The sequence below is a fragment of the Streptomyces sp. F001 genome, from assembly GCF_004187715.1.
In the GTDB taxonomy this organism is placed as follows: domain Bacteria; phylum Actinomycetota; class Actinomycetes; order Streptomycetales; family Streptomycetaceae; genus Streptomyces; species Streptomyces flavusporus.
In genome coordinates this window covers 757,131-782,628 of record NZ_QZWF01000003.1, presented here as the reverse complement: position 1 = coordinate 782,628, position 25,498 = coordinate 757,131, and the positions used below count along the sequence as shown (strand labels likewise).

General features: G+C 70.0%; 21 protein-coding genes and 1 pseudogene. 8 read left to right on the top strand and 14 right to left on the bottom strand.

Features of this window, described 5'->3' with window-relative positions; genetic code table 11:
* Nucleotides 1–43: 43 nt before the first annotated feature.
* From StrepF001_RS16890 to StrepF001_RS45655, 7 genes are all read right to left on the bottom strand, one after another.
* The gene (locus StrepF001_RS16890; RefSeq protein ID WP_129799041.1) at nt 44–2,599 is read right to left on the bottom strand and encodes a sensor histidine kinase KdpD; all 2,556 of its coding nucleotides are present in this window, start codon (nt 2,597–2,599) and stop codon (nt 44–46) included.
* 71 nt (nt 2,600–2,670) lie between these two features.
* Nucleotides 2,671–3,354 carry a response regulator gene (locus StrepF001_RS16885; protein ID WP_129799040.1) on the bottom strand — a complete coding sequence of 228 codons (684 nt, stop codon included), beginning with the start codon at nt 3,352–3,354 and terminating at the stop codon, nt 2,671–2,673.
* 121 nt (nt 3,355–3,475) lie between these two features.
* Nucleotides 3,476–4,087, bottom strand: coding sequence for a potassium-transporting ATPase subunit KdpC (kdpC, locus tag StrepF001_RS16880; protein WP_165396286.1), 612 nt, complete (start codon nt 4,085–4,087; stop codon nt 3,476–3,478).
* Between the two features lie 5 nt (nt 4,088–4,092).
* Nucleotides 4,093–6,234 (bottom strand): potassium-transporting ATPase subunit KdpB, encoded by a 2,142-nt coding sequence (kdpB, locus tag StrepF001_RS16875; protein ID WP_129799038.1) that lies wholly within the window; start codon nt 6,232–6,234, stop codon nt 4,093–4,095.
* Nucleotides 6,231–7,895, bottom strand: coding sequence for a potassium-transporting ATPase subunit KdpA (kdpA, locus tag StrepF001_RS16870; protein WP_206306874.1), 1,665 nt, complete (start codon nt 7,893–7,895; stop codon nt 6,231–6,233). Before kdpA ends, kdpB (StrepF001_RS16875) begins: the two co-directional genes overlap by 4 nt.
* 3 nt (nt 7,896–7,898) lie before the next feature.
* Nucleotides 7,899–7,988, bottom strand: a complete 90-nt coding sequence (gene kdpF / locus StrepF001_RS16865) for a K(+)-transporting ATPase subunit F (RefSeq protein ID WP_037770757.1) — start codon at nt 7,986–7,988, stop codon at nt 7,899–7,901.
* Nucleotides 7,985–8,158 carry a hypothetical protein gene (locus tag StrepF001_RS45655; protein ID WP_165396257.1) on the bottom strand — a complete coding sequence of 58 codons (174 nt, stop codon included), beginning with the start codon at nt 8,156–8,158 and terminating at the stop codon, nt 7,985–7,987. The genes kdpF and StrepF001_RS45655 overlap by 4 nt, the downstream gene beginning before the upstream one ends.
* 199 nt (nt 8,159–8,357) lie before the next feature.
* Here StrepF001_RS45655 and StrepF001_RS16860 point away from each other — a divergent pair, with 199 nt between their 5' ends.
* The 5 genes from StrepF001_RS16860 to StrepF001_RS16835 all read left to right on the top strand — a co-directional run bounded on the left by StrepF001_RS16860 (nt 8,358) and on the right by StrepF001_RS16835 (nt 16,171).
* Entirely contained in the window at nt 8,358–8,942 is a 585-nt protein-coding gene (locus StrepF001_RS16860) for a hypothetical protein (protein ID WP_346656944.1), read from the top strand.
* A gap of 129 nt (nt 8,943–9,071) precedes the next feature.
* The gene (locus StrepF001_RS16855; RefSeq protein ID WP_129799037.1) at nt 9,072–11,099 is read left to right on the top strand and encodes an APC family permease; all 2,028 of its coding nucleotides are present in this window, start codon (nt 9,072–9,074) and stop codon (nt 11,097–11,099) included.
* 711 nt (nt 11,100–11,810) lie between these two features.
* Nucleotides 11,811–13,865, top strand: coding sequence for a potassium-transporting ATPase subunit KdpB (gene kdpB / locus StrepF001_RS16850; RefSeq protein WP_240797542.1), 2,055 nt, complete (start codon nt 11,811–11,813; stop codon nt 13,863–13,865).
* Between the two features lie 336 nt (nt 13,866–14,201).
* Entirely contained in the window at nt 14,202–15,014 is an 813-nt protein-coding gene (locus StrepF001_RS16845; protein WP_129799036.1) for an SDR family NAD(P)-dependent oxidoreductase, read from the top strand.
* 380 nt (nt 15,015–15,394) lie between these two features.
* Nucleotides 15,395–16,171 carry a GNAT family N-acetyltransferase gene (locus tag StrepF001_RS16835; RefSeq protein ID WP_129799141.1) on the top strand — a complete coding sequence of 259 codons (777 nt, stop codon included), beginning with the start codon at nt 15,395–15,397 and terminating at the stop codon, nt 16,169–16,171.
* A gap of 4 nt (nt 16,172–16,175) precedes the next feature.
* On the opposite strand, the gene StrepF001_RS16830 is transcribed toward StrepF001_RS16835, so the two are convergent.
* From StrepF001_RS16830 to StrepF001_RS16805, 7 genes are all read right to left on the bottom strand, one after another.
* Nucleotides 16,176–17,546, bottom strand: coding sequence for a potassium transporter TrkG (locus tag StrepF001_RS16830; RefSeq protein WP_129799140.1), 1,371 nt, complete (start codon nt 17,544–17,546; stop codon nt 16,176–16,178).
* A 185-nt stretch (nt 17,547–17,731) separates the two neighbouring features.
* Complete coding sequence (locus tag StrepF001_RS16825; RefSeq protein WP_129799035.1) at nt 17,732–18,841, bottom strand: universal stress protein; 1,110 nt, start codon at nt 18,839–18,841, stop codon at nt 17,732–17,734.
* Nucleotides 18,842–19,012: 171 nt separating this feature from the next.
* The gene (locus StrepF001_RS16820; protein ID WP_129799034.1) at nt 19,013–19,735 is read right to left on the bottom strand and encodes a TrkA family potassium uptake protein; all 723 of its coding nucleotides are present in this window, start codon (nt 19,733–19,735) and stop codon (nt 19,013–19,015) included.
* A gap of 13 nt (nt 19,736–19,748) precedes the next feature.
* Complete coding sequence (locus StrepF001_RS45650; protein ID WP_165396285.1) at nt 19,749–19,889, bottom strand: hypothetical protein; 141 nt, start codon at nt 19,887–19,889, stop codon at nt 19,749–19,751.
* A 457-nt stretch (nt 19,890–20,346) separates the two neighbouring features.
* Nucleotides 20,347–21,498 (bottom strand): site-specific integrase, encoded by a 1,152-nt coding sequence (locus StrepF001_RS16815; RefSeq protein WP_129799033.1) that lies wholly within the window; start codon nt 21,496–21,498, stop codon nt 20,347–20,349.
* A complete protein-coding gene (locus StrepF001_RS16810) occupies nt 21,498–21,710 on the bottom strand; it encodes a helix-turn-helix domain-containing protein (RefSeq protein ID WP_129799032.1) in 213 nt (70 codons plus the stop codon). The genes StrepF001_RS16815 and StrepF001_RS16810 overlap by 1 nt, the downstream gene beginning before the upstream one ends.
* Before the next feature lie 140 nt (nt 21,711–21,850).
* Nucleotides 21,851–22,108, bottom strand: a complete 258-nt coding sequence (locus StrepF001_RS16805) for a helix-turn-helix transcriptional regulator (protein ID WP_129799031.1) — start codon at nt 22,106–22,108, stop codon at nt 21,851–21,853.
* Nucleotides 22,109–22,586: 478 nt separating this feature from the next.
* Here StrepF001_RS16805 and StrepF001_RS16800 point away from each other — a divergent pair, with 478 nt between their 5' ends.
* From StrepF001_RS16800 to StrepF001_RS16790, 3 genes and pseudogenes are all read left to right on the top strand, one after another.
* Complete coding sequence (locus StrepF001_RS16800; protein ID WP_129799030.1) at nt 22,587–23,405, top strand: helix-turn-helix domain-containing protein; 819 nt, start codon at nt 22,587–22,589, stop codon at nt 23,403–23,405.
* 10 nt (nt 23,406–23,415) lie between these two features.
* The gene (locus StrepF001_RS16795) at nt 23,416–24,105 is read left to right on the top strand and encodes a hypothetical protein (protein ID WP_129799029.1); all 690 of its coding nucleotides are present in this window, start codon (nt 23,416–23,418) and stop codon (nt 24,103–24,105) included.
* A gap of 345 nt (nt 24,106–24,450) precedes the next feature.
* A pseudogene (locus StrepF001_RS16790) lies at nt 24,451–25,391 on the top strand (DUF2637 domain-containing protein).
* Nucleotides 25,392–25,498: the final 107 nt, after the last annotated feature.

The window sequence follows — 25,498 nt, the reverse complement described above, 5'->3', positions numbered from 1 at the left end:
CGAGCATGACGACGAGACCGTACTTGGCAGACCGACCGCAGTGCTATGTCGTGGTCGTCGTCGACAGGTCGGCCGTCGGCGCGGGCGCGTGGCTGGGGGCCACCGGGAGGGTGAGAACCATGGTGAGGCCGCCGCCGGGAGTGTCCTCGGCGGTGAGGGTGCCGCCCATCGCCTCGGCGAAGCCGCGCGCGACCGCCAGTCCGAGACCGACTCCGTCGCCGCGGGGTGCGTCACCGTAGCGCTGGAAGGGTTCGAAGATGCGGGTCTTGCCGTCGTCCGGGACGCCGGGTCCGCGGTCGACGATGCGCACTTCGACCCGGCCGGCGTGGGCGCTGGCCTTCACCACGACCGGCTCGCCGTCGGGGCTGTACTTCACCGCGTTCTCGACGACGTTGGCGACGGAGCGCTCCAGCAGGCCCTTGTCGACGGCGACCATCGGCAGGGTTTCCGGGATGTCCAGGACGACGGCCGCCTCGGGGTCGGGGATGCCGACGAGTGCCATGGGGACCACCTCGTCGACGTCGACCTCACGGATGAGCGGGGCGACCGTGCCGGTCTGCAGGCGGGACATGTCGAGGAGGTTGCCCACGAGGTGGTCGAGGCGGTCGGCGCCCTCCTCGATCGCGGCGAGCAGCTCGGCCTGGTCCTCCTCCGACCATTCGACGTCGTCCGAACGCAGGGACGACACGGACGCCTTGATGCCGGCCAGGGGCGTGCGCAGGTCGTGGCTGACCGCGGCGAGCAGGGCGGTTCGGATGCGGTTGCCCTCGGCCAGTTCCTTGGCCTGGTCGGCTTCGGACTGCAGGCGCTGGCGGTCCAGGACGACGGCTGCCTGGGCGGCGAAGGCTGCCAGAACCCTGCGGTCCTCGGCGGGCAGGACGCGGCCGGTCATGGCGAGCGCCATGTGGTCGCCGACCGGCATGTCCACATCCCCGTCCTCCGGTCGCTCCACCGGCCGCCCGGTACCGGCCCGGCCGGCGCAGGTCCAGGGGTCGACGTCGCTCTCCCGCTCCAGCAGCGCCACGGATTCCATCCCGAAGGTCTCGCGGACCCGTTCCAGCAGTTCCTCCAGGCCGGTCTCGCCGCGCAGCACGTTGCCCGCGAGGAAGGACAGGATCTCCGACTCGGCGCGCAGCCGGGCCGCCTGGTGGGTGCGGCGGGCGGCGAGGTCCACGACGGAGGCGACCGATACGGCCACGGCGAAGAAGACCGCGATGGCGACGATGTTCTTCGGGTCGGCGATCGTCCAGGTGTGAACGGGCGGGGTGAAGTACCAATTGAGGAGCGCGGATCCGAAGGCCGCCGAGGCGAGTGCCGGGTAGAGCCCGCCGAGCAGGGCTGCCGCCACAGTGAGGGTCAGGAACAGCAGCATGTCGTTGGCGAGGCCGAGGTCCGTGCTGATGTTGGTGAGCAGCAGCGTCAGCAGTACCGGGCCGGCCACGCCCATCAGCCAGCCCGAGATGATGCGGGAGCGGCCGAGGCGTGCTCCCCGGGCCACGGGCAGTCCGCGTCCCTTGCCCGCCTCGTCATGGGTGATCAGGTGGACGTCGAGGTCGGGGCCCGACTCCCTGGCGACCGTGGCGCCGACGCCGGGCCCGAAGACGTACTGCCAGCTCTTGCGCCGCGAGACGCCGAGGACGATCTGGGTGGCGTTCACGCCGCGCGCGAAGTCCAGCAGTGCCACCGGTATGTCGTCGCCGACCACGTGGTGGAAGGTGCCGCCGAGATCCTCGACCAGCGTCCGCTGGACGGCCAGTTCCTTCGGGGAGGCGGAGGTCAGGCCGTCGCTGCGGGCTATGTAGACGGCCAGGACCTCGCCGCCGGCGCCCTTCTCCGCCAGCCGGGCCGCCCGGCGGATCAAGGTCCGCCCCTCCGGGCCGCCGGTCAGGCCGACCACGATCCGCTCGCGCGAGCCCCAGATCTTCGACACCTGGTGCTCGCCCCGGTACTGGTTCAGGTACTCGTCGACCCGGTCGGCCACCCAGAGCAGAGCCAGTTCGCGCAGGGCGGTGAGGTTGCCGGGACGGAAGTAGTTCGACAGCGCCGCGTCGACCTTGTCCGGCTTGTAGATGTTGCCGTGCGCCATGCGGCGCCGCAGCGCCTGCGGTGACATGTCGACCAGCTCGACCTGGTCGGCGCGGCGCACCACCTCGTCGGGGACGGTCTCCTGCTGGCGTATGCCGGTGATCGACTCCACGACGTCGCCCAGCGACTCCAGGTGCTGGATGTTCACGGTCGAGATCACGTCGATCCCGGCCTCCAGCAGCTCCTGCACGTCCTGCCAGCGCTTGGTGTTACGGGAGCCGGGGATGTTGGTGTGGGCGAGTTCGTCGACCAGTGCGACCTGGGGGCGGCGGGCGAGGACGGCGTCGACGTCCATTTCCGTGAAGACGCTGCCGCGGTACTCCAGATCCTTGCGCGGGATCTGTTCGAGGCCGTGCAGCATCACCTCGGTGCGCGGCCGGTGGTGGTGCTCCACGAACGCGACCACGCAGTCGGTGCCGCGCTCGATGCGGCGGTGTGCCTCGGACAGCATCGCGTAGGTCTTGCCGACGCCCGGTGCCGCGCCGAGGTAGATCCGAAGTTTGCCGCGTCCCATGGTCTCGTCTCTGCGTTCGTTGCCGGCGGTCGGCGTGGGCGATGGGCGATGGGTGGAGGCCCGGGGAACCGTCAGGGCTCGAAGCGGTATCCCATGCCGGGCTCGGTGATCAGGTAGCGCGGGTGTGCCGGGTCGGTTTCGAGTTTGCGCCTGAGCTGGGCCATGTACACCCGAAGGTAATTGGTCTTGTTGCCGTACGAGGCCCCCCAGACCTCCTGCAGCAGTTGCTTCTGTGTGATCAGGCGGCCCGGGTTGCAGACAAGGATCTCCAGCAGGTGCCACTCGGTGGGGGTGAGCCGGATGTCGCGGCCGTCCCGGGCGGCCTTCTTGGCCAGCAGGTCGATGGTGAAGTCGTCCGTCTTCACCAGGGTCGTCTCGGGGGCGAGCGGGGCCTCCTCGGTACGGCGGACCGCGGCCCGCAGCCGCGCCATCAGCTCGTCCATGCTGAAGGGTTTGGTGATGTAGTCGTCGGCGCCGGCGTCGAGGGCGGCGACCTTCTCCTCGGAGGCGCGGCGGGCGGACAGGACGAGGATGGGCGTGCGGGTCCAGCCGCGCAGCGCCTTGATCACGTCGACGCCGTCCATGTCGGGCAGACCGAGGTCGAGTACGACCACGTCGGGCTGGCGCGCGGCGGCGAGCCGGAGGGCCGTGGTGCCGTCGGGCGCCGCGTCGACGCCGTACTTCCGGGCCTGCATGTTGATCACAAGGGCTCGTACGAGTTGTGGATCGTCCTCCACCACCAGCACCCGGGTCATCGGTGTGCGGCCTTCCTGTCGTCGGTGGACGGGGATGGGTGTGCGGGACGGCGGCGGGAGCCGACGGGTCCGGGGCTCCCGGTCCGTCGGCTCCCGGCCGCTGTCCTTGCGCGTAAGGCCATCAGCTCTTGGCCAGTTCCTTCAGCGCGATGTTGAGTTCGAGGACGTTGACGCGCGGCTGGTCGAGGAAGCCGAGCGTGCGGCCCTGGGTGTTGTCCTTCACGAGCTTCTCGACCTGGGCGGCGGTCAGGCCGTTGGCCTCGGCGACCCGCTTGACCTGGATGTCCGCGTACTCGGGGGAGATGTCCGGGTCGATCGCGGAGGCCGAGCCGGTGACCGCGTCCTTGGGCACCTCGGACTCGGGTACGCCGTTGAACTCGGCGACCTGCTTCTTGGCCGCCTCGATGTTCTTGACCAGGGTCGGGTCGTCGGCGCCGAGCTGGCTGGAGCCGGTGGTCAACGGGTCGTAGCCGCTGTTGGACGGCCGCCCCTGGAACCACTTCGGGTCCGGCTTGTCGGTGCCCTCGATGTTCCAGCTCTGCCCGATCAGGCTCGAGCCGACCTCCTTGCCGTCGACCTTCACCATCGACCCGTTCGCCTTGTCGTTGAAGGCGAGCTGGCCGATGCCGGTGACGACGAGCGGGTAGACGACGCCGGTCACCACGGTGAGGACGAGCAGCATGCGCAGCGCCGCCCACAGCATCCGCGCGTTGTTCACTACAGAAGTGTTCATGTCCTTCACCCGATCCCGGGGATCAACGAGATGAGCAGGTCGATGAGCTTGATACCGATGAACGGCGCGATCAGGCCGCCCAGGCCGTAGATGCCGAGGTTGCGGCGCAGCATCCTGTCGGCGCTCATGGGCCGGTACTGCACGCCGCGCAGGGCGAGCGGCACCAGCGCGATGATGATCAGCGCGTTGAAGATGACCGCGGACAGGATCGCCGACTCCGCCGAGGCCAGGCCCATGATGTTGAGCTTGTCCAGCGACGGGTAGGCGACGGCGAACATCGCCGGGATGATCGCGAAGTACTTCGCGACGTCGTTGGCGATGGAGAACGTCGTCAACGCACCCCGGGTGATGAGCAGCTGCTTGCCGATCTCGACGATCTCGATCAGCTTGGTCGGGTTCGAGTCGAGGTCGACCATGTTGCCGGCCTCCTTGGCGGCCGACGTACCGGTGTTCATCGCCACGCCGACGTCCGCCTGAGCCAGCGCGGGCGCGTCGTTCGTACCGTCACCGGTCATCGCGACCAGCTTGCCGCCGGCCTGCTCCCGCTTGATCAGCGCCATCTTGTCCTCGGGAGTCGCCTCCGCGAGGAAGTCGTCGACACCGGCCTCGTCCGCGATCGCCTTGGCGGTCAGCGGGTTGTCACCCGTGATCATGACGGTCTTGATGCCCATGCGGCGCAGCTCCTCGAACCGCTCCCGCATGCCCTCCTTGACGACGTCCTTGAGGTGGATGACACCGAGGACGCGAGCGCCCTGGGCGTCCTGGACGGCGACGAGGAGGGGGGTGCCGCCCGCCTCGGAGATCTTGTTGGCGATCTCGTCGGCGTCGTCGGCGACCGTGCCGCCCTGCTCCTGCACCCAGGCGATGACCGAACCGGCCGCGCCCTTGCGGACCTTGCGGCCGTCGACGTCCACACCCGACATGCGGGTCTGGGCGGTGAAGGCGATCCACTCTGCGTGGTCCAGCTCGCCCTGGTGGCGTTCACGCAGGCCGTACTTCTCCTTGGCGAGTACGACGATGGAGCGGCCTTCCGGAGTCTCGTCGGCCAGCGACGACAGCTGGGCGGCATCCGCCACCTCGGCCTCCGTCGTCCCGCGCACCGGCACGAACTCCGACGCCTGACGGTTGCCGAGCGTGATGGTGCCGGTCTTGTCGAGCAGCAGCGTCGAGACGTCACCGGCGGCCTCGACCGCACGGCCCGACATGGCGAGCACGTTGCGCTGCACGAGCCGGTCCATGCCCGCGATACCGATCGCGGAGAGCAGCGCGCCGATCGTCGTCGGGATGAGGCAGACCAGCAGCGCGGTGAGCACGATCAGCGAGGTCTGGTCGTCGGCGCCCGCGTAGATCGCGAACGGCTTCAGGGTGACGGTCGCGAGCAGGAAGACGATCGTGAGCGAGGCGAGCAGGATGTTGAGCGCGATCTCGTTCGGCGTCTTCTGCCGGGCCGCGCCCTCGACCAGGTTGATCATCCGGTCGATGAAGGTCTCGCCCGGCTTCGTCGTGATCTTGATGACGATGCGGTCGGAGAGGACCTTCGTGCCACCGGTGACCGCGGACCGGTCGCCGCCGGACTCGCGGATGACCGGGGCCGACTCACCGGTGATCGCCGACTCGTCGACGGACGCGACACCCTCGACGACATCGCCGTCGCCGGGAATGATGTCGCCCGCCTCGCAGACGACCAGGTCGCCGACCTTCAGCTCGGTGCCCGGGATCTGCTCCTCGGAGCCGTCCTTGAGCAGGCGACGAGCCACGGTGTCGGTCTTGGCCTTGCGCAGCGTGTCGGCCTGCGCCTTGCCGCGGCCCTCGGCGACGGCCTCCGCCAGGTTGGCGAAGACCACGGTCAGCCACAGCCAGGCGGCGATCACCCAGCCGAACCAGCCGCCCGGGTCCTTGACGGCCAGCACGGTGGTGACGACCGAGCCGATGAGCACGACGAACATCACGGGCGACTTGACCATCACCCGCGGATCGAGCTTGCGCACGGCGTCCGGCATGGACTTGAGGAGCTGCTTGGGGTCGAACAGGCCCGCGCCGACGCGGCCCTCGGGAGCCTTGTGTCCGGTCGGTACGTCCTGGTGCGGTGCCCGCGTCGGGGTAACCGTGGACATCGGGTCCTCTTGCTTGTCGATACGAGTGGTCATGCCGCCAGCCCCTCGGCCAGCGGACCCAGCGCCAGGGCCGGGAAGAACGTCAGACCGGTGATGATCAGGATTGCGCCGACCAGCAGGCCGGTGAACAGCGGCTTCTCGGTGCGCAGGGTGCCTGCCGTCTCCGGGATGGGCTTCTGCTCGGCGAGCGAGCCCGCGAGAGCCAGCACGAACACCATGGGCAGGAAGCGGCCCAGCGCCATGCACAGGCCCAGCATCGTGTTGTGGTACTCGGTGTTCGCTGCGAACCCGGCGAAGGCGGAGCCGTTGTTGTTCGACGCCGAGGTGTAGGCGTACAGGACCTCGGAGAAGCCGTGCGCGCCGACGTTCGTCATCGACGACTCGCCCTTGCCCAGCGCCATCGCCAGCGCGGTGCCGATCAGCACCAGTGCCGGGGTGATGAGGATGTAGCAGGCGGCCAGCTTGATCTCGCGGGTGCCGATCTTCTTGCCCAGGTACTCGGGCGTACGGCCGACCATCAGACCGGCGATGAACACCGCGATGATCGCCATGATCAGCATGCCGTAGAGGCCGGAGCCGGTGCCGCCGGGGGCGATCTCGCCGAGCATCATGCCCAGCAGCAGGACACCTCCGGACAGACCGCTGAAGGAGTCGTGGAAGGAGTTGACCGACCCGGTCGAGGTCATCGTCGTGGAGACCGCGAACAGGGAGGACGGGCCCTCGCCGAAGCGCTGCTCCTTGCCCTCCATCGCGCCGCCGGCGAGCTGCGAGGCGGTGCCCGGGTGGGCGTACTCGATCCAGGTCACCGTGACCACGCCGAGGAACCAGATGACGCCCATGGCGGCGAGAATGGCGTAGCCCTGACGGACGTTGCCGACCATCTTGCCGAAGGTGCGCGGCAGCGCGAACGGGATCACCAGGAGCAGGAAGATCTCCAGCAGGTTGGTGAAGCCGCCCGGGTTCTCGAACGGGTGCGAGCTGTTGGCGTTGAAGAAGCCGCCGCCGTTGGTGCCCAGGTCCTTGATGGCCTCCTGGGACGCGACCGCACCGGGGCTGATGGCCTGCTTGTCGCCGGTCAGCGTGGTGATGGTGTGGATGTCGCCGAAGTTCTGGATGGCACCGGCCGCGATCAGCAGCACCGCCGCGACCACGGAGATCGGCAGCAGGATGCGGACGATGCCGCGCACAAGGTCTGCCCAGAAGTTGCCCAGGTCCCCGGTGCGGGAGCGGGCGAAGCCGCGTACGAGCGCCACGGCCACGGCGATGCCTACGGCCGCGGAGACGAAGTTCTGCACCGCGAGGCCGGCGGTCTGGGTGACGTGGCTCATGGCCGCCTCACCCGAGTACGACTGCCAGTTGGTGTTCGACACGAACGACACAGCCGTGTTGAACGCCTGGTCCGGGGTGATCGGCTTGAAGCCGAGGGACAGCGGCAGCTTGTCCTGCACCCGCTGGAGCAGGTACAGGAACAGCACGCCGACCGCCGAGAAGACCAGTACACCGCGCAGGTAGGCGGGCCAGCGCATCTCGGCGTCCGGGTTGGCGCCCACCGCGCGGTAGATCCACTTCTCGACGCGCAGGTGCTTCTTGGAGGAGTAGACGGCGGCCATGTAGTCGCCGAGGGGACGGTGCACCAGAGCGAGCGCGCCGATCAGCGCGGTCACCAGGAGCACGTCAGCAAGTACGGGGCCCACGTCTCAGAACCTCTCCGGGAAGATCAGGGCGAGGACGAGGTAACCGAGCAGGGCAACGGCCACGACCAGGCCGACTACGTTCTCGACGGTCACAGCTTCGCCACCCCCTTGGCGATGAGAGCCACGAGCGCGAACACCGCGATCGTGCCGATGACGAAGGCCACGTCGGCCATCGCAAGCTCCTGGGTGAGGTTCGGGTAAGAACGGACCCGTACAGAGAACCGGCTCGGTGGCCGGATTCGGCCGTCCTTAACGGAACCCATACGGCTGCCTGTCCGTCTTTGACGCACCTCATACGACCATCACCGACGGCCGGCCGCAGCACCGCAGCGCCGCCCGGATGACGCCCGCGACAGGAGGAACCCCGCCCTGCGATCCAGGGGCGTCAAGGACGGATCGCCGGCGCGTCAGCGTCGCATCAAGAACCGCGATCGGCCGTCCTCACAGGCTTACGGTCGGCCTATGGGACGCCGTACCGACGGTACCGACGAGCAGGGATCCGGCGGCATCAAGGGCCTGCCCGGACCACCCTCGCTGTCGGCCCGAGGCTCGCTGCACGACCGACACTGGGCGGGCGAGCTGCGCAGTGCGGTCAGGTGTGCCGGAGCGCTCCTCGCCCTGCTTCTGCTGGTGGACGCGGCGGCCGGGACACTCACTCCCGCCCGAGCCGCACTGTGGAGCGGGCTCGCGCTGCTGCTCTTCCTTGTCCTGTTCCCGCCACGGGTCACGGCGGGAGAGGGCTGGCTGACGGTACGGGGACCATGGCGCAGCCACCGGGTGCGCACGGACCGCCTGGTCTCGGTGCGCACGACGGGAAGTGTGGGCCAAAGCCTGGTCCTGCGAGACGCCTGGGGCGGCCGGGTCCAGCTCGATCCACGCATTCTGATCGCCAACCCGTCGCTCTGGCTCCGCCTCGACACCGATGCCCGTGTCGCGCAGACCAACGGCTCCATGCACGAGGGCCGGGCAGCACTGGACCACTTGTCCGCACGTGTCGACCGCGAGACCGCCCTGGCGGTCTTCAAGGTCTCCGGCATGGAGGACTAGACCGGCGCCCGCTCTCCGATCCTTTTTGCTCCGTTTGTACGCAGCTCGCGAAATCCTAACGGCTCCTTAACGCCCGATCGGCGGACCGGCCACCCCTCACCGCGCCCCTCCCGGCCTACCCTCGCGCACGTGTTCAACGTGACGGGGATTCTGAAGCGGCTGGTGATCGGCCGGGCGATGCGCAGCGAGGAATTGCACGAGACGCTGCTGCCCAAGCGCCTCGCTTTGCCGATCTTCGCCTCCGACCCGCTGTCGTCGGTGGCGTACGCGACCCAGGAGATCCTGCTCGTCCTCACGGTCGGCGGGCTGGCCTACCTCCACTTCACCCCGTGGATCGCGGCGGCGGTGGTGGTGCTGCTGGCGGTCGTCGTCCTCTCCTACCGGCAGGTGGTGCAGGCGTATCCGAGCGGCGGCGGCTCCTACGAGGTTGTCTCCACCAACCTCGGCCCGTCGTCCGGACTGGTGGTGGCCGCCTCCCTCCTCGTCGACTACGTCATGACGGTCGCCGTCTCGGTCGCCTCCGGCGTCGACAACATCATCTCCGCCGTCCCCGAACTGGCCGACTACCGCGTGCCCATGGCACTCGGCTTCGTCGCCCTGCTGACCGCCATGAACCTGCGCGGCGTACGCGAGTCGGGGCGGGCCTTCGCCACACCGACGTACCTGTTCATCGGCGGCGTCCTGATCATGATCGCCACCGGTCTCTTCCGCTACCTGGTCGGGGACGCGCCGGTCGCCGAGTCGGCGAAGTACGGCATCGCCGCCGAGCCCCACGAGGCGCACTTGACCGGCCTGGCCCTGGTAATGCTCACCCTGCGCGCCTTCTCCCAGGGCTGCACGGCGCTTACGGGTGTCGAGGCCATCTCCAACGGCGTGCCCGCCTTCCGCAAGCCCAAGCCGAAGAACGCCGCCACCACCATGGCCGTCATGGGCGCCATCTCGATCACCATGTTCGCCGGCGTCACCACGCTCGCCATCGTCTCCAAGGTCCACATCGCCGAGGACGCCTGCCGACTGACCGGCCTGGACGGCAGCTGCGACACCTACACCCAGCGCACGGTGATCGCCCAGATCGCGGCCGCGGTCTTCGGCGGCGAGCACTCGATCGGCTTCTACTACATCCAGGCCGCCACCGCGCTCATCCTCATCCTGGCCGCGAACACCGCCTTCAACGGATTCCCGCTGCTCGGCTCGATCCTCGCCCGCGACCGCTACCTACCCCGCCAGCTGCACAACCGCGGCGACCGGCTCGCCTTCTCCAACGGCATCCTGGCCCTGGCGATCGTCGCCGGACTGCTGCTGTGGGGCTACCAGGCCAACGTCACCAACCTCATCCACCTCTACATCCTGGGCGTGTTCACCTCCTTCACGCTCTCCCAGCTCGGCATGGTCCGGCACTGGAACCGCGAACTGCGCACCGAGACCGACCCGCAGACCCGCCGCCACCACAAGCTCACCCGGATCATCAACGGCACCGGCGCCGTGGTCACCGGTCTGGTCCTGCTGATCGTGCTGGCCACCAAGTTCACCCAGGGCGCCTGGCTGGCGGTGCTCGCCGCGCTCGTGCTGTGGCTGATGATGCGCGGTATCCGCCGGCACTACGACGCCACCGCGGCCGAACTGGCGGTGACCGATCCCCGAAGTGAACTCGCCCTGTCCAGCCGGGTGTTCGCGATCGTCCTGGTCTCCACCATCCACAAGCCGACGCTGCGCGCCCTGTCCTACGCCCGCGCCTTCCGCCCCACCCACCTGGAAGCGCTGACAGTCTCGGTCGACCGCGAGGAGGCGGCGGCACTGCGCGAGCGCTGGGAGGACTACGGCATCGAGGTCCCGCTGAAGATCGTCGACTCGCCGTACCGCGAGGTGACCCGTCCGGTCGTGGAGTACGTACGCTCCATCCGCCGCGAGAGCCCCCGCGACATCGTGGCCGTCTTCATCCCCGAGTACGTCGTCGGCCACTGGTGGGAGAACCTGCTGCACAACCAGTCCGCCCTCTGGCTCAAGAGCCGCCTGCTCTTCACCCCCGGGGTGATGGTCACCAGCGTCCCCTGGCAGCTCACCTCCTCCGCCCGCGCCGACCATCCGGCCGCCCGCGCCCCTGGATCCGTTCGCCGCGGGGAGCCCCCGACCGTGGCCAAGCAGCCTGGCCGCGGTTGATGGCGATCAGTTTGTCGAGGGCGTCCATGTACGCGCCGAAGTGCGCGTTGGACATGCCCGCGCGGATCGTCCGGTCGTCGCGCTGGTAGACGGCGTACGCCTCGATCGTCTTCTCCGCCGCGGCTGCTCGCTGTCGTACGAGGAGAGGGTCGCCGCTGCGGGTCGAGACGGCCCGGTACCTCGATCGGCCGGGTTTCGCGTCAGGATTCCGTATGCGTTCTGCCGGCGCCTACCACCTGGGCGCTGACGGCCTGTTGACGCTCCCTCAGGTCTCTTTGACACGACCTTGACCGCTGCGCAGGCCGGCCCGTTAGAGGGGCGCAAATTCCGTGCCGAGCAGGGCTGTCGGCGCAGAGGGCGGGGATACATTCGGTGCGGGCCGCCGGAGGCCGCGGACGTCAGTCGCGTGACGGCTCTCCTGAGAGAAGCACCTTCCAACACGCCTCAGGGCGGCCGAGCGCGCGGCGTTCCCGTCGTCCCATGCCAGGCGTCCGCGCGCCCGTGCGGTGCCGGGGCCCCGGCACCGCACGGCCCCGCCGCTCCCCCGTCAGTCCGACCGGTCGTCGGCGTGCCCCGGTGCGCGGCGCCGGTCCCCGTCGAGCCCGAAGGACCCATGTCTTACGCCGCCCCCCAGCAGGCTCCGCCGTCCCCTCCCCAGCGCCCTCCCGGCCGGGACCGAAGGGAGGAGCGAAGCGCCGGGCGTCGAGCGGGCTGTTCGAACCGGCCCAGCTCGCCCGGTCCTTCCCCGACGCGCTGCGCAAGCTGCACCCGCGCGCCTTGGTCAGGAACCCGGTGCTGTTCGTGGTGTCGGTCGGAGCCGTCCTGACCACGCTCTCGGCGCTGTTGCACCCCGCCGTGTTCACCTGGGTCATCAGCGTCTGGCTGTGGCTGACGGTGATCTTCGCCAATCTCGCCGAGGCCGTCGCCGAGGGCCGGGGCAAGGCGCAGGCCGAGTCGCTGCGCAGGGCGCGTACGGACACGGTGGCGCTGCGCCTGCTCGACTGGCGCTGGGGTACCGACCTGCGCACCGCCCGCAGCGAGGCCGTCGCCGCGACCGACCTCAAGCCGCTCGACGTCGTATTGGTCGAGGCGGGCGAGATGATCCCGGCGGACGGGGACGTCATCGACGGCGTCGCGGCCGTCGACGAGTCGGCCGTCACGGGCGAGTCGGCGCCGGTCATCCGGGAGGCGGGCGGCGACCGCAGCGGGGTCACCGGCGGTACGACGGTGCTGTCCGACCGGATCGTGGTGCGCGTGAGCGCCCGCCCCGGGCACAGCTTCCTGGACCGGATGATCGCCCTGGTCGAGGGCGCCACGCGGCAGAAGACCCCGAATGAGATCGCCCTGAACATCCTGCTGGCCGCGCTCACGATCGTCTTCGTCCTGGTCGTGATCACGCTCCAGCCGATGGCCGACTACGCGGACGCGGCCCAGTCGACGACCGTGCTCGTCGCGCTCCTCGTCACGCTGATCCCCACCACGATCGGGGCGCTGCTGTCGGCGATCGGCATCGCGGGCATGGACCGGCTGGTGCAGCGCAACGTGCTGGCCATGTCCGGCCGGGCCGTCGAGGCGGCGGGCGACGTGAACACCCTGCTGCTGGACAAGACCGGCACCATCACGCTCGGCAACCGCGAGGCCACCGCCTTCGTGCCGCTGCCCGGCATCGACGAACGGCAGCTCGCGGATGTCGCGCAGCTGTCCTCGCTGGCCGACGAGACGCCGGAGGGCCGCTCGGTCGTCGTACTGGCCAAGGAGCGGTACGGGCTGCGGGCCCCTGCTGAGGGCGAGCTGGCCAACGCGCGCTGGGTCTCCTTCAGCGCCCAGACCCGGATGAGCGGCGTCGACCTGCGCTGGGCGGGCGGCGCCGTGTGCGCCATCCGCAAGGGCGCCGCCCAGCAGGTGATCGAGTGGGTGGCGATGTACGGCGGCCAAGTCCCGTCCGAGGCACGGTACTTCGCCGACGCGGTGGCCGCCTCGGGCGGCACCCCGCTGCTGGTGGCCGTACACGACTGGAACGGCCCCCGGGTGCTGGGCCTGATCCACCTCAAGGACGTGGTCAAGGACGGCATCCGCGAACGCTTCGCGGAACTGCGCCGCATGGGCATCCGCACGGTGATGATCACCGGCGACAACCCGCTGACCGCCAAGGCCATCGCCCAAGAGGCAGGCGTGGACGACTACTTGGCCGAGGCGACACCGGAGGACAAGCTCGCGCTGATCCAGCGTGAGCAGGCGGGCGGCAAGCTGGTCGCGATGACCGGGGACGGTACGAACGACGCCCCGGCGCTCGCGCAGGCGGACGTCGGCGTGGCGATGAACACGGGGACGTCGGCCGCCAAGGAGGCCGGCAACATGGTGGATCTGGACTCCAATCCGACGAAGCTCATCGAGATCGTCGAGATCGGGAAGCAGCTGCTGATCACACGCGGCGCGTTGACGACCTTCTCCATCACCAACGACGTGGCCAAGTACTTCGCCATCATCCCAGCGATGTTCGCGGGCGCCTACCCGGGCCTGGAGGCGCTCAACATCATGGGTCTGCACAGCCCGACCTCCGCGATCACCTCGGCGATCATCTTCAACGCGCTGATCATCGTGGCGCTGATCCCGCTCGCGTTGCGCGGCGTGCGCTACACGCCCGCGTCGGCGCACGACCTGCTGCGCCGCAACCTGCTGCTGTACGGCCTGGGCGGCCTGGTCCTGCCCTTCGTCGGCATCAAACTGATCGACCTGCTCGTCTCGATGGTGCCCGGCCTCGGCTGAACCCCGCGCGCCGTACCCGGTAGGTCCGTCAAGGACACGTATACGCACGTCAGAGCGGCGTCAGAGAACGGGCACCGCGCTTGCCCCGGGTCTGCGCAACGGCTTCCATGGATGACGTGAACAGCGCCTGGCTCCTCTTCGACCGGCCGCCGAGTCCCCCTCGGCGACCCCGTCGTGCGCCGCGCTGCCCGGAAACGCACGCGTCCCGCTGACGCGCTTTCCCTGATCCGAGGGGCGCCGTAGTCACGTCCGGCGCCCCTCCCCTCCTTTCTGTTCCCGCACGTCCGCCGCCCCGACCGGGGGCCGCTTCACGTGCCCGCAACCCCGGATTGGACCATGCCCGACTCCACCCTTTCCTCCCGTACCGTCCTCGTCACCGGCGCCACCTCCGGCATCGGCTACGAGACCGCCCGCCAACTCGCCGAGCGCGGCGTCACCGTGCTGCTGCACGGACGTACGGCCGATGAGGCCCACGCCGCCGCCGACCGCCTCGTCGCCACCGCGGGCATCGACGCCGCCCGACTGTGCGCCTTCGCCGCCGACTTCGCGCACCTGCACGAGGTCGAGGCCATGGCGGACCGCGTCATCGCCGAGCACCCGCTTCTGGACGTGCTCGTCAACAACGCGGCGATGGCCGCCCCCGAACGCCACACGGTGACCGCCGACGGCAACGAGATCGCCTTCCAGGTCAACTTCCTCGCCCACTACCTGCTGACCTGCCTGCTGGAACCGGCGCTGACCAGCGACCCCGGCGGCCGCGTCGTCAACGTCTCGTCGACCCTGCACCGCACCGCCTCCATCCAGTGGTCCGACCCCAACCGCGCCCGCCGCTACTCCCGGCTCGCCGCCTACGCCCAGTCCCAGCTGGCGCTCACCGTCTTCGCCGCCGACCCGCGTGTCACCGCCGTCTCCGTCCACCCCGGCGTCTGCGACACGACGCTCCTCCCGCTGTACGCCCACGAGGGCGTCACCCCCGCCGAGGGCGCCGCGCACGTGATCCGGCTGTGCGACCCGGCCGTCGAGATCGTCAACGGCGCCTACTACGACCGCTCCGAGCGCGTCGACCCGGCCCCGGCCGCCACCGAGGAGCGCACGGTCAAGCGTCTGAACAAGCTCGCCGACCTCCTCGTCGGCCGCAGCGCCGCCTGAACTCCCGCCAGCTGAAAGGAAGTCGACGTACATGTCGAAGCGAGCCCGCAAGAAGAAGGCCCGCCGCAAGAAGAAGGCCAACCACGGCAGCAAGGCCGGCCAGCGCTAAGCGCTCCGCGGGAAGTGCCGAGGCGGGTCGTCATTCGCCTGCGGCGCCAGCGTGGCTGGTCGCTCCCCCACTCTCGGGTGCGCTCGAGCGGGGGGACCCCCATCGCGGCGGAGCCGCACATCGATACAGCCCCGCGCCCCTTGGCGGCGCTGCCGAGCCGCGCGGACTTCGCCCGACCTACTCAGACCGGCCGCCATCCCCACGGGCGGGCGATGACGAGCCGCACTGCGCTCGCACGCCCGCCCACCCATGTCACCACCACGAGGCGTCGATGATCGAACTCGTTCCTCCCCACGTACCCTCTCTCACCCGCTGGCTCCCGGCCGGCGCCCCCGGCCCCGCCCCGATCGGCGAGCACATCATGGCCACCGGCATCGGCAGCTGGTGGGCCGACCGCACGGTAGAACCGCGCGTGCTCGCGGCGTCCTGTGCCGGATACGTCGTCCTGCGCGGCGCCCCCGAAGACCTCACACCCGACGTCCTCGCACCGCTGGCAGGAACCCGCATCGATGCCCCCGCGCGTTTCCTGCCGTCCCTGGGCGCGGCCTTCGAGCGGCTCACCCCGTGGGACCGCATGGTGTGGACCCTGCAGGCCGAACCCCAGCACGCCACCGTCCCGTTCGGGGTGACCGTACGCCGTCTGGAACCGGCCGACACCGACGCGCTTGAGGCCCTCGGCCCGGACGTCTCCTGGATCTCCGCCAGTTGGGGTGGCCCGCTCGGCCTGGCCTCCTCCGGACACGCCTGGGCGGCCGTCGGCCGCAGCGGCCGCATCCTGGCCCTCGCCTGCACCTTCTTCCTCGGCACCCGCTACGAGGACGTGGCCGTCTACACGGTCCCCGACCGCCGCCGGGACCGCCTCGGCCTCACCTGTGTCACCGCCCTGTGCAAGGACATCACCGCCCGCGGCCGCGTCCCCAGCTGGAACTGCTCCCTCCACAACCGCCCCAGCCGTCTGCTCGCCTGGACCGCAGGCTTCCGGCTGGTGCGCGAGTACGTCCACTACGCCGTCGGCAGCCCCGTTTCGCAGGACCGGCTCAGCGCATGAGTTGTCAGCCGATGACAGGCCGCTCCTCGGGCAGGGTGTAGCGGCGGTCACGCCGACGCAGCGCAAGCGCGCTCGCCAGGGTGATCGGACCCACGCGTCCGGCGAACATCAGGGCGATGATGGTGAGCTGACCCACCGCGGGGAGATCGCCGGTGATGCCGGTGCTCAGGCCGACCGTACCGAACGCGGAGACGACCTCGAACAGAGCCGCCTCGGCCCTCACCTCGGCGACCACGAGCAGCACCAGCGTGCCGGACATGACGAGCCCCACCCCCAGCAGCGCCACGGCCAGTGCCTGGCGCAGGGTGGCTGAGGAGATCCGGCGGCCCATGACGTCCACGTCGGCGCGGCCACGGATCTCCGCCCAGATCGCCGCTCCCAGGACCGCGAACGTGGTGACCTTGATGCCACCGGTCGTGCCCGCGCTGCCGCCGCCGATGAACATGAGCACACAGATGCCCAGCAGCGTGGCCGGCTCCATGGCACCGGTGTCGACGGTGTTGAAGCCCGCGGTGCGCGCACTGGCAGCGGTGAAGAACCCGTTGAGCAGTTTGTCGCCCCACTCCAGCGAGCCGAGAGTCCCCGGGTTGCTCCACTCCAGCGCGCAGGTCAGCAGGGTGCCGACGGCGAGCAGGACCGCGGAGGTGACCAGAGTGAGCCGGGTGTGCAGGGACCAGAGGTGCCGGGCCCTGCCCCGAACGGCCGCCCGGCGGCTGCGCAGCAGTTCCAGCAGCACGGGGAAGCCGAGCGCGCCGAGCACGCACGCGGCAGCGATCGGCACGACGATCCAGGGGTCTGTGGCATATCCGACGAGGTTGTCGTCCCGCAGCCCGAATCCGGCGTTGTTGAAGGCAGAGATCCCGTAGAAGATCCCGTGGTAGGCGGCGTCGCCGGCCCCCAGGCCGTAGCCGAATCGGAAGCGGAGCGCGAGCGCCGCCGCGGTGGCGAGCTCGATGGCGGCAGTGGTACCGGCGACACCCAGGACCACCCGGCGAATGTCACCGACGCCCAGGCTTCCCCGCTCCGCCTGCGTGGTGAGCTGCGTCCGCATCCGCAGCCGCCCGGAGACGAGCAGAGCCAGCAGCGAGGCGAGCGTCATGATGCCGAACCCGCCGATCTGGATCAGGGCCAGGACGACGCCCTCACCGAACGGGCTCCAGTGGCTGCCGGTGCCCACGATGGACAGGCCGCCGCTGACGGCTCCCGTCGAGGTGAACAGGGCGGTCAGCACGCCGGTGTTCCTGCCGGGCTCCGTGGCGGCGGGCAGCATCAGCAGCGCCGTACCCAGAACGACGACGAACGCGAAGGCCAGGGCGACGCCGCGGGTGGGGTGGACGGCCAGTCGGGCCCATCGGGTCCACGTCGTCGTACGCACCGCCAACAGTCGCCTCCCATTTCCGTGACACCGCGTGTCAACTACGGCCTTCGCACAGCATCGCGGTCCGGACGGGCCCCGGGGAACGCGGCACGGCGTCAAGGCGGCGTAGAGATCGTGACCGGCGACCGCGACCGGCAGAGCGGCTCTCGGGCGCTGGCCGGGGCCCGGAGCTGCGGCAGCACTCAGCGGCGGTGCAGGAGCCGGCCGTGGGCGGCCTCGGAGTGAGTGACGACGTAGACGTCGATGTCGTCGCCGGATCCTTCGATGATGGTCTCGCCCACGCCCCGGGAGAACAGCTCCTTCAGGCGGCTGCGCCGGGTGGCGCCGATGACGATCTGGGTGGCGTTGACTTCCCGGGCCAGGTCCAGAACGGCCCCGGCGGTGTCGTCGCCGGTCATGGTGTGGAAGGTGCCGCCGAGCTCCTCCACGAGGGCCTGCTGGCGGGCAAGGAGCTTCGGGGATGCGGTGGCGAGGCCGTCGCCCCGCTCGACGTGGACGGCGAGGAACTCGCCGCCCGCCCCGCGCGAAGCGGTCCGCTTGGCGCGCCGGATGAGTGTCTCGCCCTCGGGGCCGCCCGACAGCGCGACCAGCACCCGCTCCCGGGTGCTCCACGGCTGCTGGATACCGTGATCGTTGCGGTAGCGCAGTAGAGCTTCCTCGACGCGGTCGGCCGCCCAGAGCATGGCCAGCTCGCGCAGGGCGGTGAGATTGCCCAGGCGGAAGTAGTGGGCCAGCGCCGTGTCGATCTTGTCCGAGGGATAGATGTTGCCGTGCGCCATCCGGCGGCGCAGCGCCTCACCGGACATGTCGACCAGTTCGATCTGGTCGGCCCGGCGGACCACGTCGTCGGGGACGGTCTCCCGCTGCCGCACGCCGGTGATCTGCTCGACGACGTCGACCAGCGACTCCAGGTGCTGGATGTTGACGGTGGAGATCACATCGATGCCCGCGTCCAGCAGCTCTTCGACGTCCTGCCAGCGCTTCTCGTGGCGGCACCCGGGGATGTTGGTGTGGGCGAGCTCGTCGACCAGGGCGACCTGGGGGCGGCGGGCCAGGACGGCGTCGAGATCCATCTCGGCGAAGGACGCACCCCGGTACGGCATGGTCCTGCGAGGCACGGTCTCCAGCCCTTCGGCCATCTGCCGGGTCAGCGGCCGGCCGTAGTCCTCCATGAACCCGATGACCACGTCGGTGCCCCGCCCGGCGCGCCGCCGCCCCTCACCGAGCATGTCGTAGGTCTTGCCCACCCCGGGAGCCGCCCCGAGGTAGACCCGCAGCTTGCCCCGTGGCATGCGCCCTCCTTCCGGGCGAGCCCGTCATGCACCCGGGCGGCACCTCGGCACCGTGGCTCACCGGGCCGCCGAGCGCCCTCCCACCATGGTCGCTCATCAGGCACCCGACATCGCCGTCTGCCCCGGCAACCTCGCTCGCCCTGACCGGACGGGGAAGGCACGCAGCGCGGCTCAGCTGAGTTCGGCGAAGCCCTCCACGGCGTGGGTCTTGCCGGTGACCACGAGAACGTCGCTCTTCTCAACGACCGTGTCGGCGGTGGCGTACGTGAAGTCCTCGCCCGGGCGTTTGATGCCGACGACCGTGATGCCGTACTTGCTGCGGACCTGGCTCCGGCCGAGCGGCAGTCCGGTGATGACGTCCGGGGCGACGGTCTTGACCAGGGCGTAGTCGTCGTCGAACTCGATGAAGTCCAGCATCCGCCCGGTGACCAGGTGAGCGACGCGTTCGCCCATCTCGTGCTCGGGCAGTACGACGTGGTGGACGCCGAGGCGCTCAAGGATCTGGCCGTGCTGGCGGCTGACGGCCTTGGCCCAGATGTTCGGCACCTCGGCCGCCAGCAGGTTGGAGCTGACCAGGATGCTCGCCTCCAGGGAGTCGCCGATGGCGACGACGACGCTGGTGAACTCATGGACTCCGAGCTGGCGCAGCACCTCGGCGTCGGTGCAGTCACCGACCGCCGCATGAGTGAGGGCGTCGCTGTACTTCTGCACGAGCCGGGCGTCGGTGTCGATACCGAGGACGTCCCAGCCGCGGTGCATCAGCTCATTGGCCAGCGAGATGCCGAAGCGGCCGAGGCCGATGACCGCGACCCGCTGGTCACGGGGGCGCAGGGGGTGCTGGTCGGCCAGACGCTTGCGGCGGCGCCGGTGCAGGGAGTGCAGGTAGTTGACCAATTGCGGGTCGCTCCTAGGGCAGTTCGTGGCGGCGGGCGCCGTCGCGCAGGGGCGGGCCGAACCGACCGATGAACATCAGCAGGACGAGGACCATCTGCCGTGCGTCGCGAACATCGTCGCTCACGGTGGTGGACAGATCGACGTTACCGAACACGTAGATGCCCTCGAAGGGCGCCGAGGTCTCAAACGCCGATACGGCGAATGGTCTCCGTCACCAGACGGTTGCCTTGGGCGCGTACCGCGAGGTGTACGACGACAGCTCGGCAACCACCGCACCCAGCCACTCGGGATCACCGAGCAGGTCCACCGCCTTCGCCTCGGTGCAGGGAGCAGCCGGCAGACGAGTCGGGTACCCGCGCCTGCCCAATCGTCGACACCGCCGCCGACGACGTCATCCGCCTACGCAAGTCCGGCGGCCTTCCCTCCGCCGCCACGCCCCCGACTCCCCGGCGCCCCTGGACGCGTACGAGCTGATCAAGGAGAGCGAGGCAGCGCGTGTCCCGGACATCAACCCCGGCGAGGTGCACGCCGGATTCACCGGCCAGACCGGCCGACGTGAAGCACGGGACCCCGGCCGGAAGTCGGCCGGGGTCACGTGGACTGTCGTCGGTTTACGCCTCACGGGCCTGCTGACGCCCACCGTCGGCTTCACGCAGTTGCTGCCGCACCTCGGCGTCGATGCTCTGGGCGAGCTTGCGCTGGTGCTTCGCCGTCGAGTGCTGGTAGATCAGCTGGGCCCGCTCCGAGGACTGGCCGGCGCGGACCATGAGATCCTTCAGCTTGGCGCCGGTGTCGGCGGCGAGGGTGTTGCCGGTGTGCCGCAGGTCGTAGAAACGGAAGTTGTCCGGCATCCCGACCTTGGTGCGCGCCTTGCGCCACTTGCGGCCGAAGGTGGAGCGGCGGAAGGGCGCTCCCTTCTCTCCCACGAAGAGAAGGCCGTCCGGCTCTTTCTCGGCGAACCACTGCAGATGCCGACGCAGCTCGGGCTGCAGGAAGTCGGGGAGATAGACGGTGCGTCTGCCGGCGCGGGACTTGGGGTCGCCAGTGACCCGCCTGCCGTTGGTCAGCTCCGGCGAAGCCTGAATGATGCGCAGGGAACACTCGTCCAGGTCCACGCTGCGGCGCCGGAGTTCGGCCAGCTCCTCGGGGCGGAGGGAGGCGAAGGCGCCGAGCAGGACCATCAGACGCCAGCGCGGGCCCATGGCCTCGGCAAGTTCGAAGACCTGCTCAACGGTGGCGGTGGGACGTTCGTCGGCCTCCTCCTTGCCCGCGCCCTTGATGCGACACGGGTTGTTGGGCAGCAGGTCGTCGTCGACCGCGGTCTGCAGGATGGCCTTCAGCAGCCGGTACGACTTGGCGACCGTGGTGGCGCCGGTCGCCTTGAGGCGCTCGGCCCGCCAAGTGCGGACGGTGGGCGGGGTGATCTCATCCAGGTCCTTGCCGCCGAAGGCGGGCAGGATGTGCAGGCGCAGCAGGCCGTCGTAGCGATCGACCGTGGTCGGGGCCAGGCCGCGCTCCTCCATCCAACGGAGTGCGTACTTCTCGAAGTTGACCGCGCCGGCGTCCGGGTCGCGCCAGTGGTTGCGCTCGATGTCGGCCCGGGTGAGGTTGAGCCAGTCCTGGGCGTCGGACTTGGTCTCGAACGTCTCCGGTGCGGTGTACCGCTGCCCGTCCGGTCCGATATAGCGGGCCTGCCATCGGCCGGATGGGAGCTTGCGTGTCGTGCCGAACTCGCGCCGCCGCTGGGGTTTGCGTCCTGCCATCAGGCCGCCTTCCCGTAGCGGGCACGGATGCGGCGGACCGGCTCGACGGTACGCGCGTCGATGTACTCGGCGACCGCGCTCTCGGGGATGCGGACCGGGCGGCCGAGCTTGACGTGGCGGATACGGCGCTCGGCGACCAAGCGGCGGACGAAGCGCTCGCCGGTCCCCAGCATCTCGCCTGCCTCGGCCACGGTCAGGAGGCGGTCAGCCATTGGTGATCACCTCCTTCGGGGCCGAGCGCTGGATGCGAGCACGGGCAGAGGCAGGGGGGTATTGCGGGACGGTGCAAGGGCGGTGGGTCCTCACTCTGGGGTGACAGGGAAAGCCGAGCCTCGGTGTGGCGAGCGGTGCTTCAGGCAGCAGGCGAACCGCGCAGGAGCACGGGGGCGGAGACGTGCAGTGCCTCGGCGATCGCGATGAGGTCGTCGATGTCGCATCGGCGCTGGGCGCGTTCGATGCGGGACAGCATGGTGTTGGACATCGGGTGGCCGAGGGCGGTCACGCGGCCGGCGAGCTGGCGTTGCGACAAGCCGCGTTCGGTACGGAGGATTTCGATGGTGCGGGCGGCCCGTATCCCTGCGGGCCCTATTTCCAATGAGCGTGCTGCCATGACTCCATTTGTAGCGTCCATTCGCCGGTTTGGTTAACCAGCGATCGTCGTCTATGTTGCGCTCCGCAGTTCCGCGCGGAGGGGCTTCATGAGGGGCGGGAGGTATCGAAAACCGGCACATCGATCGACACTCTGAGTGCGCTCTGAAGTGGGGTGTTGTGTTGTAACTTGCGTCCGTAGCAAGGGTCAACGGGTTTCCGATGTGATGCTTCTGGCTTTATCTGACGGTGCATCATTTCGGCAACCGGCGATCCGGGTTTATGGTTTTGAGGATGCCTTGCAGAACGCGTTCGCCGTCAGCTGTCTGATTTCCCGGTGGAATGCTGGACTTGTGCGGCATCGATGTGGCTGTCTTGGCTATACGACGCCACCAGCCCTCCCTCATGCCCCGGACCGGGGCTGGAGCAGATTCCTCCCCGTGCACCGCCCTACAAGGGGCGACCGCACTTCCCCGCCCTGACCTAGGAGCCGCCGCCCGATGAGCTACGACGCCCGCGAATGGGTGTGGGACCACAGCCTCAGCAAGGGCACCGCCCGCATGGTCCTCGCCCTGATCGCCGACCGGTGCCTCGACCGACACTGCGTCGCGTACGCGTCCGTGCCCACCCTCATGAAACGCGCCAACGCCTCCCGCACCGCCGTGCGCGACGCCTTGAGGACTCTGATCGCCAGCGGCGAGCTGGTGCAGCTCGCCGACCGCAAAGGTCCACGGGGAGAGACCTACTACCAGCTCCCGGTCGCCGCCCGATCCCTCGCCGAACAGGACACGGAGGGGGATCAGATTCTGACCCTCGGGGGGTCGGAATCTGGCCCTGCCGAGGGCTTCGAGGGGGGATCGGAATCGAACCCTGGGGGTCGGAATCCGACCCTCAGGGGGTACGGATTCCGACCTGAGGGGGGCGCAGATTCCGACCCCCAGAACAGAAGAGAACCGAAGGTGAACGGTAAGAGCAGCAGCAGCTCTGCCCCGCTCATCTCCGCCACCGAGTGGCAGATCGACCATGACGCCCGTGACTGGCTGCGGCATCACGGCCACCTTGACCGACTCGGCGAGCATGCCCTGCACGCTGCCGACGAGAAGTGGCGCTCGTACCGGGCGATGTCGGCACCGCGCTCCGCCACCGCCTGGGCTGCCGACTGGCGCGCGTGGATCGCCCGGGAGCGCACCCCCGCCGCTGACCGCCCGAACCTCTACGCCTTGCCCGGCGGCACCCCCGCACCGCAGGCCGGCATGACCCGCGCCGAGGCGCACATGGCCGCCCTGCGCGCCGCCCTCGACGAACCGACCGGAACGTAAGGAGTCACCCCTGGAACGAAACGAAGTCGCCGCCGTCCTGGCCTACATCGGCCGCCTCGACCCCCGCACCATCCGCCCCGGCACGGGCGAGGCCCGTGACCAGATCGCCCAGTGGCACGAGCTGCTCGGCGAGGTGCCCTTCGCCACCGCCCATGGCTGGGACGTTCGCGAGGCGATACGAGCTCACGTCCTCGCGTCCCCGTACGCGATCCTGCCCGTGGACGTCGCCCGCAAGTGGCACGCCTACCGGCGCGACCGCCTCAACCGCCACACCGACCCCACGCCGACCGCCGACCCGGACGACTGGGCAGCCTGGCGGGCTGAACTGGTCGCCAGCCGACAGGCGGTCGCCACCGGCACCGCTGAGCCTTCGACGCATCGGCAGATCGTCGGCGGCAGCCCGCACCCCGACGTCGAAGCCCGCCTCGCCGCCGTCGGATCGTGCATCCCGCCGACCGTCCGAGCCGAACTCGCCCGCTACCGGCCAGCTCGTGCTGCCCGCGAGGCCGCCGTCGCTGCTGGACATGCCGACGCTCTCGGCGTCCCGTGCCGGTGGTGTCATGCCGACGCGGGTGAGCCCTGCCGCAGCCGGCGCCTGGGGCTCGACGGCAGCGCCCGAGGCAACGCACCCCGCACGAGGCCGCACCCCACCCGCGTGGACCTCGCTGTGGCGGAGCTAGCCCGGCAGGAAGCCGTGTGACCCGCAGCTGCCGTATCGCGCTGACGCCTGACCAGCGGCCACCTCCGCCACCCCCGCTTCCCACCGCCGCCCGTCGCAGCGCCCACGTCCCACCACGCCGTGCACGCGACACCGCGATCACACACCCGCCCCTCGCTGCGCTGGAGACTGGCTGCCGCCCACCCAATCGCGGCCAGTCCCAGCTCTCTGCTCTCCCCCCCACCCCTGGAGATATCTGACTTGCCCTCCCCCATCGCCCTGCTCCGCGCTCGCCTCGGCCGCCGAGCACCCGCACCCGCCAGGGGCCGTCACGTGAAGCGCAATGCACGCATCACCCTCGTCGTCGGCCTGGTGGCCGTCGTCCTCATGGCCTTCCGAGTCTCATGGAACGCGCTGTCCGACGTGGCCCGCGAATCGGCGCCGACCCCACCGCCGCCCTGCTCTACCCGATCGTTGTCGACGGGCTGATGGCCCTCGCGCTGACCGCCACACTCGTGCTGACCGGCAACGACCGGAAGTTCGCACTGCGCGTCCTGGCGACCTACACGATCGCCAGCCTCCTGCTGAACTACGTGCACGGCCTCGTGCCGGCCCTGCACACTGGGTCGATCCGGTGGGACCGACTGGTCGACTGGGACCCCGCGAACTGGGCCCTCGTACTGCTGGCGACCTCGCTCCCGGTCGGGTCGATCTACTTCGGGTCGGACCTGGTGGCGAAGGTGCTGCACCACAACCCCGAGTCGGCTGACCCTGCCGAGGCGGCCTCGGCCCAGTCGGTTGGTCAGCAAACTGACGGGTCGGCAAGCGAGCAGGCCGCACGGTCGGCTCCTGACCGGGTCGAATCGGCCCCCGAGCAGCCGACCGAGTCGCCCCGTGCGAAGGTCGCCGAGGCACCCGTAACGAGCCCGACCGAGGCCGACAAGTCGGCCCCCGCTACCCGACCGCCCCGGCCGGCCACCGAGGTCGAGTCGGCCGGAGCCACCCCGCGTCGGGCGACCGGCCGGCTCCACACCATCGCCAAGCCGACCCCCGACCGCACCCGCACCGACACCGAAGTCCTCGATGAGGCCCGACTCCTGACCGCCGGCTGGAGCGACGACCGGCTGACCGCAGAGCGACTGCGCAGCGAACTACGCATCGGCCAGAAGCGGGCCCGCACTCTGCGCGACCAGCTGCAGGCCGAGCGCACCAGCCCGGCCGAGCCCATCGTGTCCGACGGCTTCGAGACCGAGCCTCTCGACGGACTCGACGAAGCCTCCTCCCCGCCGCAGAGGCAACTCGACACGGCCCCCGCCAGCGCAGCCTGACGCCTGCGTTCACCCTGATCGCCCCAACCTTCCGGCTCACCTCGCGTCCCGTGCAGCCAAGCGCGCAGCCACGAGGGCTGCGTACAGCGAAGCCCCCCACCAACACC